This is a genomic window from Marinomonas sp. ABL3_031, from assembly GCF_056161265.1.
The window spans coordinates 57,685-74,450 of sequence record NZ_JBSWYU010000002.1 but is presented as its reverse complement, the minus strand read 5'-3'; the positions used below and the strand labels follow the sequence as shown (position 1 = coordinate 74,450).

Annotated in this window: 15 protein-coding genes; 10 read left to right on the top strand and 5 right to left on the bottom strand. The window is 44.3% G+C overall.

The features are described 5' to 3' along the window. Positions 1–59 precede the first annotated feature (59 nt). The 8 genes from ACXAH2_RS02760 to ACXAH2_RS02725 all read left to right on the top strand — a co-directional run bounded on the left by ACXAH2_RS02760 (position 60) and on the right by ACXAH2_RS02725 (position 10,215). Positions 60–2,012, top strand: a complete 1,953-nt coding sequence (locus ACXAH2_RS02760) for a (Fe-S)-binding protein (RefSeq protein WP_475076495.1) — start codon at positions 60–62, stop codon at positions 2,010–2,012. Next, complete coding sequence (gene etfA, locus ACXAH2_RS02755; protein ID WP_475076493.1) at positions 2,009–3,298, top strand: electron transfer flavoprotein subunit alpha; 1,290 nt, start codon at positions 2,009–2,011, stop codon at positions 3,296–3,298. The genes ACXAH2_RS02760 and etfA overlap by 4 nt, the downstream gene beginning before the upstream one ends. Then, complete coding sequence (gene etfB / locus ACXAH2_RS02750) at positions 3,288–4,067, top strand: electron transfer flavoprotein subunit beta (protein WP_475076492.1); 780 nt, start codon at positions 3,288–3,290, stop codon at positions 4,065–4,067. Before etfA ends, etfB begins: the two co-directional genes overlap by 11 nt. 28 nt (positions 4,068–4,095) lie before the next feature. Beyond that, positions 4,096–4,326, top strand: a complete 231-nt coding sequence (locus ACXAH2_RS02745; RefSeq protein ID WP_475076490.1) for a hypothetical protein — start codon at positions 4,096–4,098, stop codon at positions 4,324–4,326. A gap of 198 nt (positions 4,327–4,524) precedes the next feature. Next, positions 4,525–5,526 carry a porin gene (locus ACXAH2_RS02740; RefSeq protein WP_475076489.1) on the top strand — a complete coding sequence of 334 codons (1,002 nt, stop codon included), beginning with the start codon at positions 4,525–4,527 and terminating at the stop codon, positions 5,524–5,526. 259 nt (positions 5,527–5,785) lie between these two features. Further along, on the top strand, positions 5,786–6,562 hold the full coding sequence (locus tag ACXAH2_RS02735) for a helix-turn-helix domain-containing protein (RefSeq protein ID WP_475076487.1): 777 nt from the start codon (positions 5,786–5,788) through the stop codon (positions 6,560–6,562). A 422-nt stretch (positions 6,563–6,984) separates the two neighbouring features. Further along, a complete protein-coding gene (locus tag ACXAH2_RS02730) occupies positions 6,985–8,952 on the top strand; it encodes a methyl-accepting chemotaxis protein (RefSeq protein WP_475076485.1) in 1,968 nt (655 codons plus the stop codon). 177 nt (positions 8,953–9,129) lie between these two features. Further along, the gene (locus ACXAH2_RS02725) at positions 9,130–10,215 is read left to right on the top strand and encodes an ABC transporter substrate-binding protein (RefSeq protein WP_475076483.1); all 1,086 of its coding nucleotides are present in this window, start codon (positions 9,130–9,132) and stop codon (positions 10,213–10,215) included. Between the two features lie 60 nt (positions 10,216–10,275). Here the strand turns inward: ACXAH2_RS02725 and ACXAH2_RS02720 are convergent, their stop codons facing one another. From ACXAH2_RS02720 to uraH, 3 genes are all read right to left on the bottom strand, one after another. Further along, positions 10,276–11,253, bottom strand: a complete 978-nt coding sequence (locus tag ACXAH2_RS02720; RefSeq protein WP_475076481.1) for an aldose epimerase family protein — start codon at positions 11,251–11,253, stop codon at positions 10,276–10,278. A 266-nt stretch (positions 11,254–11,519) separates the two neighbouring features. Further along, the gene (gene hpxO, locus ACXAH2_RS02715) at positions 11,520–12,674 is read right to left on the bottom strand and encodes an FAD-dependent urate hydroxylase HpxO (protein ID WP_475076480.1); all 1,155 of its coding nucleotides are present in this window, start codon (positions 12,672–12,674) and stop codon (positions 11,520–11,522) included. Positions 12,675–12,977: 303 nt separating this feature from the next. After that, positions 12,978–13,334, bottom strand: a complete 357-nt coding sequence (gene uraH, locus ACXAH2_RS02710; protein WP_475076478.1) for a hydroxyisourate hydrolase — start codon at positions 13,332–13,334, stop codon at positions 12,978–12,980. Positions 13,335–13,555: 221 nt separating this feature from the next. Here uraH and uraD point away from each other — a divergent pair, with 221 nt between their 5' ends. Further along, entirely contained in the window at positions 13,556–14,077 is a 522-nt protein-coding gene (uraD, locus tag ACXAH2_RS02705) for a 2-oxo-4-hydroxy-4-carboxy-5-ureidoimidazoline decarboxylase (protein WP_475076476.1), read from the top strand. Positions 14,078–14,205: 128 nt separating this feature from the next. Here uraD and ACXAH2_RS02700 read toward each other — a convergent pair whose 3' ends face one another. Further along, positions 14,206–14,844, bottom strand: coding sequence for a hypothetical protein (locus ACXAH2_RS02700; protein ID WP_475076474.1), 639 nt, complete (start codon positions 14,842–14,844; stop codon positions 14,206–14,208). 65 nt (positions 14,845–14,909) lie between these two features. On the opposite strand from ACXAH2_RS02700, the gene ACXAH2_RS02695 reads away from it, so the two are divergent. Then, a complete protein-coding gene (locus ACXAH2_RS02695) occupies positions 14,910–15,359 on the top strand; it encodes a hypothetical protein (RefSeq protein ID WP_475076472.1) in 450 nt (149 codons plus the stop codon). Here the strand turns inward: ACXAH2_RS02695 and cfa are convergent. Next, positions 15,344–16,555, bottom strand: coding sequence for a cyclopropane fatty acyl phospholipid synthase (cfa, locus tag ACXAH2_RS02690; RefSeq protein ID WP_475076471.1), 1,212 nt, complete (start codon positions 16,553–16,555; stop codon positions 15,344–15,346). The two genes, ACXAH2_RS02695 and cfa, sit on opposite strands and share 16 nt — an antisense overlap. Positions 16,556–16,766 lie beyond the last annotated feature (211 nt).

Below are 16,766 nucleotides of genomic sequence, written 5' to 3'. Positions count from 1 at the left end.
TGGCTGAGCTTGTTAATGGGCTTTGTTGTTTTAAATACGCTCAATATTGAGGGTAAAAAATGATTTTTGATTGGTTAATTCCTTCTTTGATCGCCACCTTGTTGGTGTTGGCCGCCATAGGTGCGGTGCGTCGTGCCAGTTTGTGGCGCGCGGGGCAAGCGGAAAAAGTCGATATTTGGGCCGGTTTACTGGCCATGCCAAAGCGTTATCTTCACGATCTCCACCATGTGGTTGAGCGAGATAAATACATGTCTCGCACTCATGTTGCCACAGGGGGCGGTTTTGTTTTAGCCATGGTGTTGGTGATCTTGGTGCATTTGTTCGACATTCAAAGTCGTATTTTGGCGTGGATGTTATTGGCCGCCCTTGGCATGATGTTTTGCGGTGCTGTGTTTGTCTTTAAACGCCGTCTTAATCCGCCTTCGCGCCTTTCAAAAGGGCCGTGGATGCGTCTGCCGAAAAGTCTACTTACCTTTGCCATCACTTTCTTTGTGCTGACCTTACCTGCGGCTGGGATTTTGCCGGAGGGTCTAAGTTTGAGCAATATTGGTCTGACCTTGGTGAGTTTGGTATTGGCCTTGTTAGTGCTGCTTAGCTTGGGCGAAATGCTGTTTGGCATGACATGGGGCGGCCCGATGAAGCACGCTTTTGCGGGAGCCTTACATTTGGCGTTTCACCGTCGTCCCGAACGGTTTGGTGGCGGCCGCTCTACCGGTTTGAAACCGGCCAATTTGGGGGGCGAATCTCATGGCGTTGCCAAACCTGAAGACTTTAAATGGAATCAACTATTAGGCTTTGATGCTTGTGTGCAATGCGGTCGCTGTGAAGCCATGTGCCCAGCTTTTGCGGCGGGACAGCCGTTAAACCCGAAAAAACTCATCCAAGATATGGTGGTGGGGTTAGCGGGTGGCACAGATGAAAAATACGCAGGCAGTCCTTATCCCAAGGTGCCTGTTGGTAAGGCGAGTGGCTCGCCACAAGAGGTTATTACGGAAGGTCTGGTCAGTGCCGATACCCTATGGTCATGCACCACTTGCCGAGCGTGTGTGGAAGAGTGTCCTATGATGATTGAGCATGTGGATGCCATCGTCGACATGCGACGTTTTTTGACCCTTGAAAAAGGTGACACGCCAAACAAGGGCGCTGAAGTATTAGAAAATATCATTGCCACGGACAATCCAAATGGTTATGCCCCGGGCAGCCGTACCCATTGGGCGGCGGATCAGAATCTAGCGGTGATGAAAGACGTTAAAAAAGCCGAGGTGCTGTTTTGGGTGTCGGATGGTGCCTTTGATATGCGTAGCCAGCGCATACTCAGAGCCTTTGTGAAATTACTTAAAGCTGCCAATGTGAATGTGGCGATTTTAGGGGATGAAGAAAGAGACAGTGGTGATGTGGCGCGTCGATTAGGGGACGATGCGACTTTTCAAAGTTTGGCAAAACGCAACTTGGCGACCTTAGCTCAGTATGAATTTAGCACCTTGGTTACGACGGATCCTCATGCCTTCCACTGTTTGAAAAATGAATACGCCGACTTTGATCAAGCTGGCGTTTTGCACGGCGTGGAGGTCTTACACCATACGACTTTCTTGAATCGTCTTATTGAGCAAGGCGGGTTGCAGGTCGATCGCTTTAAAGGTGGCAAGGTAACGTATCACGACCCTTGTTATCTTGGTCGATACAATGGCGAATACGATTCCCCAAGAGCCTTATTGTCCAGTTTGGGCATAGAGGTAGCGGAAATGGAACGCTCTGGTTATCGCTCGCGTTGTTGTGGCGGTGGTGGCGGTGCGCCGATTACGGATATTCCTGGTGAAAGACGCATTGCTGACATGCGCATTGAAGACGTGGTGGCAACGGGAGCGGAGTTGGTCGCAGTGGGTTGCCAGCAGTGTACCGCCATGTTGGAAGGGGTCGTCGAGCCTCGTCCACAAGTGCGTGATATTGCCGAAATCATGGCCGAGCATTTGGTTGAGCAATTGATTGAACACAAGGTCGAGGGTGCAGCATGACAGAACATGAAGATATCCTACGTCGTGATCCTAGGGCCGAATGGATAGCACGCAATCGTCTTCACCCTTTGCATCAAGCCATGACGCAAGTGTCTGAGGTAGTACGTGGACCATCTGGTTTAATACGGAAAAACCCTCACCAAGTGGGTTTTATTGGCCCCAATGGCATTAAGCGAATTGATCGGTTAGCGGGCAATGGTCAAGCCGCAACAGGTGCGAAACGTCGCAGTTCAGCAGCTCAGGAAGTGACATTGCCCTTACACCAAGTGGTGGAACCCAATGCCTTTATTGTGGTGGTGCCGGACATGGCGGGGGGTCGCCTCACAGGGCAGGATAAAGACATATTGGGCTTGGCTCATGAGCTAGCGAAACAGCGAAAAGCCCTCAATGCCGATGAGAATTTAGCTGTGGTCGCAGTATGTTTTGGTGAATCCAAAGAAACTCAGTTTGATGAGGCGGGTGTGGATCGTTTGGTTCATTTATCGGCCGCTGAATACGAAGGCTTTGCCCCAGAAAAGCGTCTCCAGGCTTTATTGCAAATAGAGTCCATCTATCAGCCAAAACATTGGTTATTCCCTGACAGTGTGCATGGCGGTACCGATTTAGCATCGCGTTTGGCGGTGAAACTGGATGAGCGTCCTGCGACACAAGCTTGGCAGGTGTCTAGCGATACGACGATTTGTCGAGCGGCGTCTGGCAGTCAGGATATTCATCGCGATACGCCACGTATTTTGATGATACTAGAAGAATGTGGCCAAGCCATTGATGAAACCCGTCACGAGGTCTTACCTTTAGCACTGGAAGGTGAATCCTCTGTCGAGGTGCGGCTGGAAGATAAAGGCTTAATTGCGGTCGATCCAAATGCTGTGCCGTTAGCGGAAGCGGAATTTATCCTATCGGCGGGCAATGGTATTCATAACTGGCAACAATTTCGCGATTGCGCTGCCTTGTTGGGGGCAACGGAAGGCGCCAGTCGTGTGGCAGTGGACGATGGTTATATGCCGAGAATGCGTCAAGTCGGTGCATCGGGAACTTGGGTGACGGCGCGTGTTTATGTGGCGGTGGGTATCTCAGGTGCGATTCAGCACATGCAAGGCATTGGCCAATGCGACAAGATAGTTGCCATCAATACGGATGCGGGCTGCGATATGGTGAAACGAGCCGATTTAGCGGTGATTGCCGACAGTGAAGCGGTTTTAGCCGAATTATGTCGTTTAGCACAGCAGCATACTGGCAAAACATTGCAACAGAATGAAACCACGTCGGAGGTAAGTCATGTTGCCTAAAGCCTTAGCCTTAGTATCGATTGGACGTCATCCCCATTCGGGCCGTGAGCGCCGCGCCGAGGAAGATGCTCGTGCGTTAGAAATGGGACTCAACTTGCAAGAAGGTCAATGGATGAGTCTGTCAGTGGTGCACGCCGGTAGTGCGGATTCTCCCGTCTTGCGTCAATACGCGGGCATGGGCTTGCCTAAATTATCTGTTATTAATCAGCAAGCCAATGAGGATGTTTTATTGCCTTTAACGGACTATGTTAAGGAACAAGAGGCCTCATTGTTGTTAATGGGGGTGCGATCAGAAATGGGTCAATCGTCAGGTATGCTGCCGTATTTATTGGCGGAACAATTAGGTTGGCCGCTGTTGCCTAGGGTAGCCGAAATTCAGTCCATTGACGATGGAGTGGCACAAGTTTTGCTGGCATTACCGAGAGGTCAAAGACGTCTAGTGACAGTGGCTTTACCTTTTGTTGCAACCCTTGATAAGGCGGCGAAAGCACCTCGTCAAACGGCTTTTGGGCCGGGTCAACGAGCGGACATTGAAGTAATAGATACCGCTTCCATTGAAGATAAAGTCGCCGCACAATGGCAATTTTCACCGGCTAAGCCAAGAGCAAAGCGTATGAAGGTGGTAAAAGCTAAAACCGCTGCTGATCGCTTTAAAGCGGCAACGGCGAAACCTGTTGGCGGCGGTGGTAAAGTGTTGAAAAACGAAACGGCGGAAGAAAAAGCGCAAGCCATTTTTGACTTCTTGTTGGAAGAAAAGGTGATTCGTTAGCATTAAACCATGATTGAGGTGACATTATATGATGATTGTCGATTTGATTGATGAAGTGGATTTCAAAGAAAAACTCATTGCGCTAGGAGCTCCTGTGAGTCAGGAGCAAAGTTTAGAGGAGGTTCAGGCTTCGCTTTTGGTTTGGTTGCAAGCGTATCCAGAACAAGTTCCTTTTATAAGAGATCTCTGTGCAGAGATGCAAAAAGACAACACCACAATATTGCCCGATGTTTCTAAAGTAATCACCTCGCTTATCTGATTTTCTCTAGAAGGTGCGAATCAGTTGATTTGTTCGTCCCTTCAACCTTCCTTACTAGGTCTCCTATGCTTTGAACTTGGTGCAATATGTCGAAAGCAAGCATGTGTTTCACTCAGTGAAACACATTGTTTAAATATAAAACAATGTTGATAATCTACAGATGTTCTATAAAACAATTATTAAAAAAAGGGCATTATAATGATGAACAACACACGCAATTTATTGGCAATGACATTGTCAATTCCCTTCCTAATCACTCAAACTGCTTTCGCAGCAGACGACTCCGAACTGCTTGTAAATAAGCCAAACTTTACCTACTTAACTAGCCTTGGGGTGTTGAGTGTTGAAGATAAAGACCTTGATCCAGAGGCTTTTGAAGCTGAAGTTGGTGTGAATGGCGTAGTTAAAGCCAAAGAATTTACTATGCTTTATAAGCTTAAAGCGGATCTATCGGATGCCATTAACAGTAGAGATACTAATGGTACCGATGGTGAGGCAGATATTCACATCAAAGAAGCAAATGCTATCTTTCCAACCGCATACGGTGCCTTTGTCTTAGCACCACGAATTACCAGTGGGCAACAAGTCGAACTTTATTCCAATGTAGATATATTTGAATACAATGAGGCACATTCTGGTAGCACTTCTGTTTCGGGTAATACTCTATTTGCGCAACCTTCTGAGGGAGATGACGTGATTGCTTGGGCGTCTCCTAAATTTTTGGGAGTCAAGCTGGTTCTTGCGACACTTTCTATCAATGAAGATAACGGCGATGATATTGATGCAAAGGCTTACCGTGTGATTTACAAGGAGGGTAATTTGAACTTGGGTGCAGGTCAGGTCATTGTTAGTAAAGGTCTAGCGAGTGCATCTAAAGACTACACGCGTTCTGCTATAACGGCAGGTTATAAATTCGATAAGCTTGATCTCGGTGCTACTTATGAAATGAATAAAGATACTTTTGGTTCAGCAGGAGATTTCGATACGTTGGGCGTTACTGCACGTTACCATTTTAACCATGGTTATTCGATTGCAGCTGGCTACTACAATAAAGACTCAGATGTCGATGCCAATGATAATCAAGGTACGGTTTATCAAATTAAGAAGCAGACTGGGAAGAACATTGCGTTTTGGGCTGAAGTCGCGAATTATGATACTACAGCTGATAATGTCGCATTAGGTGTCAATATAATTTACTAATAATAAATTTATTTTAAATAGTTTATTATTATAAAAGGAAGCCGTTCAAGTAATACTCCCCTTTTTACTTGGACGGTTTTTTTATCTCAAAAAACACTGGATATTTCTATTTTTTGAATGATCGTGTGTTGCGCTGAAGCATTATAATTAATTCTTATAAAAATAATAATGAGATATTGCTGAGCAGGATGCTAACTAGGACAGTGTTAAACTATATGCCTTAGTAATGCTATCTCTTGATGCTTAAATGGTTTGCGTTATGGTGAAATCAATTGATTCCGTTACACGGGCGATGCAAGTGCTGGACACGCTACAAAAGACATCTTCGCTCTCTCTTTCTGAATTACAACGTTGTACAGGGATAAACAAAGCGACATTGCTGAGAATATTGAAAACGCTCAGTTTGAGTGGTTGGGTAGTAAAATCTCACAGTGAGAACAAATACAGCTTATCCTCTTCTATTATCGAAGAGACTCTGCCTAAATCTCGAGAAGCACGCTTAGCGGAAGCGAGTGTATCAGTCTTAGATAATCTTTATCAGACACTAAATTGGCCATCTGGTATCGCTGTTCGAAATATTAACAGGATGAAGTTCATTGAAACGACACGTCAACGTTCGTCCTTTTTCAATTGTAGGCCCTCTTTGAGTGAACTGGATTTCCTTTATTCTGGCGTGGGTCGTTGTTTTCTAGCGTTTTGTGATAGTCATGAACGATCTGATGTCATTTATAATTTGAAGAAACTGAAAACGAAAGAGGGTAAGTTAGCTCATGATAGTATTTGGTTAAACCAAATGATTGAGCAAACTAAAATCTTAGGTTACGGTGTTCGACAAATTTCTCAGTACGATAACCAAAGCATTAATGGGTTGTGCATAGAGTCTATTGCTGTGCCAATTAGGCGAATGGATGGCGTCTTATTAGGGTGCTTGTCATTGGCTTGGCCACAGGGCAGTATGGACAATGCCTATTTGGAAAAAAAGGTGCTTCCCATGTTACGAGATGCAAGCATTCGTATTGTCAATAATATTCCTTAATACCAAGCTTCACGACAACCAAGATTGCCATTCTAAGAGGTCAAGAAATGTCGTTTTTCTTGATGTTTTTAAACGGTTTTTTTGCCACTCCAGCGCGCTGAACTTGGGCACACAAGCATCAAGTCAATTGAAGATGAAAAATCGCCGCCCAATGGCTGTTTTCACCCACCAACCCAAGAGCCAAGCGTATGACGGTGGAAAAGCCAAATATCGCATCATTATTTTCCTCTTGGGTGAGCAATGATATGACAACGTTACCTGAAGTAAAGCAAGTGGTTAATAAAGTTACATAAATAATGATGTAAAAATTAGCTGATTGTGTAATTTTTACCTAAGCTATCTAAAATAGCTGATGACAACGGGTCCCAAGGAAGCGCGACTCGGTTTTTCGTACATTATGGTATTTTTTTGGATTTAGACTTATGAAAATCAAAACGAAATTGTTGATTACCTTTTCTCTGGCCGCACTGTTACCTATCCTCATAGTGAGTACTATCACTGGATTTCTCGCCTCAAATCAAGCCTTGCATAACTTCGAAAAAAACAGTGAGCAGACTGTCGGGGCGGTAGAAAGGAATTTTGATCAATTCATTAAAGATATTAAATATACAGTGGGCTTTTTGGCCGCCAGTGAGGCTGTAACAGACTCGCAAGCCAAACCGCTCACGACCTATTTTGAGAAGCAAGGAAAAGCGCCAAAAGACGTCGCCGCTAGCAATGGTGGCCGTGAAGCACAGCTGTACAGCTTATTTGAGGCAGTGGGCACGAATAACCCTAATTTTGCTTATGTTTACACCGGAGATGAGGGGGGCGGTTATTTAGAATGGCCGGGTACTTATGGATACGCTGAGTTTGATGCAAAGAAACGTCCTTGGTACACCACTGCTATGGAGAATGTGGGCAATACGGTATTGCGTGACGCCTATTATTGGGAACCGGACGATGCGGTTTACGTATCTGCGGTTAGAGCTTATCAGAAGGGTAATAAGGTTGGTGGCGCTGTGGCAGTGGATGTATCCATCAAAACCTTGACAGACATGGTCAATCATACCCAGTTGGGCGATTCAGGCAGTATTATTGTTATCGAAAACACTGGCAAGATTTTAGTGGATGCGATTCGTCCTGATAATAACTTTAAAGACATAGGCGAACTAAGTGGCGATGCTTATCAACAAATCGCTAACACTTCCACTGGCATGCTGAATTTTACCTTAGATGGTCAAGATTATTACGCCAATGTGATGACGTCACCTGATTTGCAATGGAAATTTGTTGGCTTGATGCCAAGTGCTGAAATTTACGCCAGCACTTATGAATTGATTCATACCACTGTTGTGGTGTGTGTGATTCTAATACTTTTGTGTTTCGCCGCTGCTTTTGTCATTGCAAAAGGTTTGGTAACACCGATCGAGTCTGTTTCCAATCACTTGAAGGTGCTGGCTGAGGGCGAGGGGGATTTAACCTCTAAACTTGAGATAGTGAATAAAGATGAAACAGGTGAGCTATCTGGTTGGTTTAACCAGTTTATCGACTCCACTCGCCGCTTGATAGTAGGAATCAAACAATCCAGTGCACAAATGGACGAAGTGGCAGCAGAAACCGCTTGCAAGGCTCAGCAAGTGGCGCAATCCACAGCGAACCAGTTGCAATCCATTGAGTTGATTGTTGAAGCGGGTCAGCAGATGGTATTGGCTTCCAGTGAAGCCGCCGAGAGTTGTAGCCATTCAGCACAATTCTCCGAAAAAGGCTTAGAAACCACAGTAGCTGGTAAAGACTTGCTGAAGGGAAGTGCTGATGGCGTCAACCGCTTAGGAGAGCGTATTAAATCATCCAGCGATATCATTATTGAACTGGAAAAGGAAACCACCAACATCAACCAAATCTTGTCGACCATTCAGGACATTGCTGAACAAACTAACTTGTTGGCATTGAATGCGGCCATTGAAGCCGCTCGTGCAGGGGAACAGGGACGAGGCTTTGCGGTAGTGGCCGATGAAGTACGAACCTTGGCAGGTCGTACTCAAGAATCGACCGAGCAAATTGCCAGTATATTAAACTTATTGGCCAGCCGAACCAAGCAAGCGTCTGAATCCATGACGATCAGTTTGAATGAATCGCAAACTGCGATGAGTTTGTCGGATCAAGCTTTGCATTCGTTCGAAGAAATCGAGCAGGTTGTCAAGCAGATGCGAGATATGACCATGCAGACAGCGGCTTCCGCAGAAGAGCAAAGGGCGGTAACGGAAGACATTAATACCAATATCAGTGATATTAGTCACTCTGCGCAACAAGTGTCAGCACTCTCAGACGACGTAGCTGGCTTATGTGATAAACAAGATAAACTGGGTAAAGAGCTACACGCTATGGTGGCGAAATTCCGTACAGAATAGCTGAGCTGATCTAGTTAACTAGCATTTAAATAAAGCTAATTACTAATTAATAAGCCACTTAGTTTTAAGTGGCTTATTTTTTGGTTTGATTAACAACAAAATACGAGAAAAGTATTTTTAATTTAAGTAAGAACGATTATCATACGCAAAACTAAAAATCAGACAAAAGGTTCTATTATGATTAAGTCGTTCATAACGCTTCTGTTTGCTGTCATGGCAAGCTTAACTTGGGCTAAACAGGTCACAGTAAGTGACGTGTTGGATCGTGAAGTGACCTTTAACAGTCCTGCCCAGCGAGTCATTGTGGGTTTTTACCCTGAAGATTACATGGCAATCGGTACGGAAGCCGCTTATGACAATGTAGTGGGTATGTCCAAATACATTTGGCAAGCCCGTCCTGCCAATTGGGATATGTACGTTAAACATCGTCCTTCCTTGGCAGACATTCCAGGTATTGGCCGTGTTGACACCAAAACCTTCTCGGTTGAGAAAGTCATCGCTTTGCGTCCAGATTTGCTGTTGTTGGCAGATTGGCAATATAAGGGGTTAGGCACGGATATTGAGCGCATTGAACAAGCCGGTATTCCTGTCTTAGTGGTGGATTACAACGCACAAACGTTAGAGCGTCATCTGAAAAGTACCGAACTGATTGGTGTGGTAACGGGTCAGCAAGCGCGTGCTGCGAAGATTGCCCAAGAATACCAAGACCGTGTTGAAGGCATCAGCAAACGTTTGGCAGAAGCCAATCTACCTAAGCCAAAAGTGTACACTGAGTTTGGCTCGATGGGGCCAAGTGAGCTGAGCTATACCTTTGGTAAAAACATGTGGGGTGCGATTTCCACTATGGCGGGTGGCGATAATATCTCTGCACCTTTCGTCGAATGGTGGGGCAAACTTAACCCTGAGCAAGTAATCGCGTCTAACCCAGATGTGATTGTGATGACAGGTTATGAATCTGCTAATACTCCCGATGCCATGATCATGGGTCAAGGCGTGGATAAAGAAGAAGCCTTGCAACGTCTAGAAGGTTTTAAACAGCGTACTGGCTGGTCAAGTTTGTCTGCGGTGAAGAATAATCGCATGTTTGGCGCTTACCATGGTGCATGTCGTACCATTATAGACAGTGCCATGATTGCTTTTTATGCTAAGGCTATGTATCCAGATTTGTTTGCTGATCTGAATCCAGATCAAGCCTACTTTGACTTTTATGAAAAGTATTTGCCAGTAACGCCTGAAGGGGCGTTTACGCTAAGTTTGCAGTAAGAGAATCAAGTAACAAGAAAGGGGCCGAATGTTAGGCCCCTTTCTTATGGCTTTATGTTTCTAGCGAAATAGATATTGCGTGGTTTGCTCATAAATAGTCCCTTCTGCTAGGAGAATAGGAGGGAAATGAGAATGATGAACCGCATCAGGCCAATGTTGAGCTTCCAAGGCTAAGCCTGCGTAAGCACTAAGAGGGCCTTGGTTGATGTTGGAACTGGCCGCAAGGTCAATGTGTCTGCCATCATAAATTTGTAAGCCCGGTTCGGTCGTCAGCAAATGCATGCTAATACCAGTTAAAGGCGCTTTCAGTACAGCCACTTCTTGCAGCCTTCTTGGCGCTAAAGACAAACAAAAATGGGTGTCTAGTCCTAAGTAATCGTCTCGACCAATAGTCCGTATATGATTGAAATCATAGGCACTTCCTCGAGTTGGAGTGACCTCTCCGGTGGGAATTAAATCGTCGTTAACAGGTAAATAATGATCAGCGGCGACTTTTAGTTGATGATCTAAAATACTGCCTTGTCCGTCCAGATTAAAATAACTGTGTCCAGCGATATTACAAAGGGTAAGTTGGTTGCTAGTGGCTTGAATGCGCATTTGTAATCCCTGTGAAATCAATTGATATTCTACTTGAATCTGCATTCTTCCCGGATAGCCCATCTCTCCGTCTTCTAACGTTACTTGTAACTGAACCGCATCACCACTTTGCTTAATAATGCGCCAATTTTTGCAATCTGTACCAGCTGGTCCACCGTGTAATTGATGTGGGCTGGGTGATGATGGCGTAAGTAGATATTCTTTATCGCCAATCATAGCCCGACTGTGCGCAATACGATTGGCAACACGACCAACAATCGCCCCAAAATATCGACATGAACCCAAATAATCTGCGAAGTTGGGTGAGCCAAGTACTACTGAGTGTGAATGATCATCAAGGTGAATAGACTGAATGCTGGCGCCTAGTGTGAGAATGTTTGCACGAATGCCTTCGCGCTTTAGGTGGATCTGTTTAACTTGCGAAAGATCGGTTAATGGCATGCTTTTCCCTTTATACAAAGACCTTATACTCGGTCCATGATTGCATTTTTGTTATTTTACTGGCCTGAGTATAGCTTGATTCGTCTTCCTTTGAGGGAAATTATTATTCAGAACCTGGCCATGAATAGCCACTCAAGCTTTATTGATTGCGCATATGGTGTGTAAAAAATGATAAAAAAAGCCTACCCGAGAGATCATCAAGGGTAGGCTGAGGAATCCAGCAAGCATACTGGAGGAGGTTCAAGCTATTAAGACAGTGGATCCTACTAAGACAATGGCCCACCTACTATGGTGTTACGTAAGCCTTCTATGATGTTGACGCCTGTTTCGTGACGCAACTCATCGTACCAAGCTTGCGTTTCATTCATGTCTTTTCCGTGTGTTACATCACAGCGCTTACGGGCTTTTAAAACTAAATCTTTAACACGGAAACGTCGTTCCGATTGATAATTAAGCAATGCGTTTTCAATGTCGGTGTTTTTACTGAAGCATTGGCCAAGTACCACCGCGTCTTCAAGCGCTGAACAGCCGCCTTGTCCTATGTCGGGTGTGGTGCTGTGCGCTGAGTCTCCCAGCAGAGCAATTTTGCCTTTTACTAAGGTGTCGAAAGGCTCAATATCATGAATCTCAATACGATTCGTTGTTTCAGGATCAATGGCTGCAATGAGTTTTTGCACGGGCTCAGTCCAACCTGCAAAGTATCTGGTCAAATCTTGTTTGACGCTGCTTCTGTCCTCGTTCAGCCCTTTTGGTAACGGCACATCAAAAAAGAAGTAGAAGCGGCCGTCAGCGATGGGCATGATGGAGACGCGCTTGCCTTCGCCAACAAAGGTAGTCCATTGGTTTGCTGGAGCGATGTCTTCGTCTATGTCTACCAAGCCATTCCAATTCACATAACCTGCGTAGCGGCGCTCTGTTTCATAACCTAAGACATGGGCTCGAACCTTTGAGTGCGTGCCGTCAGCGGCGATCATAACGTCACCCGAAGCTTGTGTGCCATCGTCGAAGTAGGCGGTGACGCCGTCAGCGCTTTGTTCAACCGATTCAATTCGCTTGCCAAACTGTACTTTTTCTTTGCCCCACCAATCGATCATTTGGCTTTGTAGATTGGCACGGGAAACTGGACAAGGGCGCTCACCAACTGCTTCGACCAATGGACTTAAGCTAAATTGTGTCATTACTGCGCCAGATAAGCCGTCTTGGTAAGCCATAAAATGCATAGGGCCACCCAGTTGATCCATGATATGGCCCATGCCAAGATGATTCATGCACTTAACCCCGTTCGACCAAATAGATAAAGCGGCGCCAACGGGTTTAATTTCTTTTACTGCTTCAAAGATGTCGCATTCAATTCCTTGTTGTTTAAGAGCCGCTGCAGCAGACATACCACCAATGCCAGCGCCAATGATCAATGCTTTCATCTTGTTATTACCTCATTACTAAAGTGAGACCTAGATTGTGTGTCTATTCGGAATCGGGAATCCTTTATTGCCATCACGATTCGCAATCAAGGTATTCGCAATAAATATGCCATGAAACAAATGATTCCATAAAGCAATTAATGAAACCTTTGTTTTATCCGTCTTAAGGGAAAGCAATTGTTGAACAAGCGGACAAAAAAATGACTCATATAAAGTGAATTATTGAGTTTGAATAGCGTATTTTTCGAATCAATTTGGTGCGAATGACCTATTTTGGTGCTATTGGCTTGCATGAGAACGACGTTAGCTACCGCGATAGGTACTGTAGGAATAGGGCGAAACCAAGAGTGGAATATGGTAATGCGCCGCTTCATCACTGATACCAAAACGAATGGTGACCACATTAAGAAAGCTTGGCTGAGGCAATTCAATGCCTTGCTGAGCAAAGTAATCTTCGATGCCAAACTCCAATTCATACACCCCCTTGCTGAACCCCTCACCTTCTAATAGTGGAGTATCACAACGACCATCATCATTGGATCTGGTGGTGTGTATCAGATTTTTATTGTTCTTATCGTCATGACGATACAGCTTAATTTCTACTTTACTGGCCGCAATGCCTTTGGTGGTGTCTAAAATATGTGTTGTGAGATAACCCATGTTTGATCCTTATGAGTGTAATGCAGTGAATACTTTTATTTTTTTGTAGGCACTGCGCTTGTTGCTTGAAATCATAATGAAAGCATTGTTTCATATTAAATAATAGTTGTGCCATATGTTTTATGGCGATGTGAAGTTTTGCACGTGACTCGATTTTGGTTATCGATGTCAGATTAGATCAATACAGAGACGAGTCACGCGCATAAAAGTCGGAGAAAAGAATGTCGTTGCAAGAAGTTGTCCTTACTACCGCAGATGAAAGTGAATTTGTGACCCTGTTAGGCAGTGTTTACGAGCATTCTCCTTGGGTTGCTGAGCAACTTTGGCGGTTAAAATGGGAATACCCTGCAGACGTTTATGACAGCATGGATAAGATTCAAACGGCTATGCAACAGATTGTTGATCAGAGTACAGATGAAGAAAAGTTGTTATTGTTAAGAGCGCACCCAGATTTGGCTGGCAAAGCCGCTATTTCAGGAGAATTAACGAATGCCTCTAAGTCAGAACAGGCCGGTGCAGGTCTGGATCAGTGCAGTGAGGAAGAGTTGGCCCACTTTCTTCAATTGAATGATGACTACCGTAGTAAATTTGGTTTTCCCTTTATCATGGCAGTCAAAGGGGCCAATAAAATGCAAATTTTGCAAGGCTTCCTTGAACGAACCCCAAATGATTGGCAAAGTGAGTTTGAGCGAGCCATGAGGGAAGTACATAAAATTGCGGCTTTTCGATTAGCTGAATTTTAGCTTTTAAAGTGCAAGCTTACTGGTCTGATTTTAAGTACTTACTGGCCTGATTTTAAGTGTAAGTAGGCGTAAAGTGATCTTGTGTTTTTTCGCTCTTCTTAAGGTGCCAGTTATTTTTGAGGTGCCAGTTATTTTTGAGGGGAGAGCCGAACAACAACGTGTTCAAAGCCGTGAGCTTTAATTTTCCTTTTTGCAGCATCCCCAGTTTCTGTCCAAGTCATCAGTTCACCTTGTTTGTCGATGTACACATAATGCTGAATTTTATCTTTTTGAGGGCCAGCACCGTCGGCTTTTATAATGCCATAAATCCCTTCACCTAAGTGGCGGGTTTTGGTTTGCCAAAGTTCATTAATCGTCGGATATCGATTGAACATTTGGAGTACCAGCTTAAGGCGATACTTTTGGTCCATATAGTCACATATGGCTTCAGGAGTCAGAGCAAACCCCGAGTGTTTTGTCCAGTCCCAATGAATGACAGTCAATAATTGATTCAGTGTCATCTTGCTGTTTTGACAGCCAAAATCGCCAGTATAATGGAGTGAATTTTGTAGGGCGGTTACCACTTGATCTGAGCCAACCAATCTGTCCTGCTCAATTTGTGTTCTGAGCCAATGCTCGGCAAAATTTGTGCTGCTGCCATAAAGTCGTTCAAAGTCTTCTAACGTCATTTTATTATTGTCGATTAACAATTGAATCATGTGCGTGAAACCACAGATACCTTTACCATCCTGAGAAATCTGTGACTTATCCGTGAAATTCCTACCCATATTGTCTCTCCTAGCCTGCCTTGTGATGATGTCAGGCTATTGTCAGGCGAATGCCATGGACTCTCTTGGCGAAAGTTAAGAAAATTGCGGTGTTTTTGATGGTCAAAAAATCATATAAGAGACGTTATATTCTGGAATATCCTATTGTTTTGATTATCAAAACTAATATGGGTACTGTGCTGAGTACGTCTCTTTCGCGTGTTGTTAAGATGATGTTATTCCGTTGGCTTAAGCTTCTTATGAATTTTACACAACAAAGGAAAATAAAGAGGCTAGGAACACTTGGCAATACGCCCTTAAAAGTGTGTTTTCCTACTGATAGCGATAACCATGCAGCACTGTTAATACACTTAATAGACGCGCTTCAACCTGTGGCAGTGCGTTTATTTACCATTGGCATGGGGGCCAGAGGAATAGCGAGCGCCAAGAGGGAGTCGGTTTCCTTAATACTTTATGCTTGGTGTACTCCCAAATTCTTATCACCGCGACGTGCTCAATTCTATCTAGGGCTTTGATAACGAGATAAAGGCACTCGACGTTTACGTAATACCACTTGATATAGCTGTAATGAACGGCTTTGAAAGGCACCTGCACAAGTTTTTAAGTAATAAGACCACATGCGATAAAAGCGGTCACTGTATTTGGTTTGCAAGCTCGTCCAATGGTGATCAACATTTTGCTGCCAAGCGAGGAGGGTTTTGGCGTAATCTTGTCCAAAATTATGCACATCTTCGATCACAAAATAGGGCTCAACGGCTTCACTGATATCGGTTAATGAAGGAATGACCCCATTTGGAAATATGTATTTATCAATCCAAGGATCTGTGCCTTGTGAGCTCATATCGCTGCCGATAGTATGCAGTAAGAAAATACCATCGTCTTTTATTAAACGATGAGCGGTTTGCATAAATACAGGATAATTTTTGCGTCCTACATGCTCAAACATGCCAATGGAAACCGCTTTATCATATTGACCTTCGAGACTACGATAATCCATTAATCGGATGTCCACAGGTAAGTCTTTACAGCGTGCTTTGGCGAGTTTTACCTGTTCTTTGGAAATGGTGACACCGGTCACATGTGCACCGAATTCTCGGGCCGCTAATTCAGCAAAACTTCCCCAACCACAGCCAATTTCAACGACAGAGTCGCTTGTTTGTAAATGCATTTTTTGGCATATGAGGCGTAATTTGTTGAGTTGCGCTTGATGGAGGTTATCGGCATTTTCCCAATAACCACAGGAATAGGCCATGGTTGGGTCTAGCATAGCCTGATATAAATCATTTCCGACATCATAATGTTGCTCGCCAACTTGATAAGCACGTTTGACCGATTGTCGGTTAAAGAGTTTGGCTTTTAGCCATTGTGTGAATAAGGTTCTGCGCTTAATAATTTTGCGATCTAATTCCGCACTGATTAAGCGACGAATACATTCTTCAAGGTTTTGACAATCCCACCAGCCTTCCATGTAGGCTTCTCCTAAACCGATCGAACCTTCTCTTAATATGCGATTCCAAAGATCTGGATTATGGACTTGAGGATCCCAAGCATTAGGACCATTTACTTGAATATCTGCTTGTTTGAGAAGTTGAGAAAACCACCTTTCTATTGGTGATAGGCCAACAGATGGAGGGGGATTGTCAGAGAGAGATGAATGAGGAGAAGGCGTTGATAAGGACGTTTCTTCATTGATTTGATTGGGTGTATTCATCTATTTCCTCCGAACAGCTAGGTGGTAATATCAACAGAATGTCACCTAATTCATATTACGTATTCAAGGTTCGAAGCAAAGCGTAAATAAACTATCGTGTTAATAACATTTGTCAATATTGTACAGAGATCAAGAGGTGATAGGACTTCATTAAGATGAATATAAACGGCCAGAATGTCTGGCCGTTTTGTCGATTGAATAAACTAGAAAA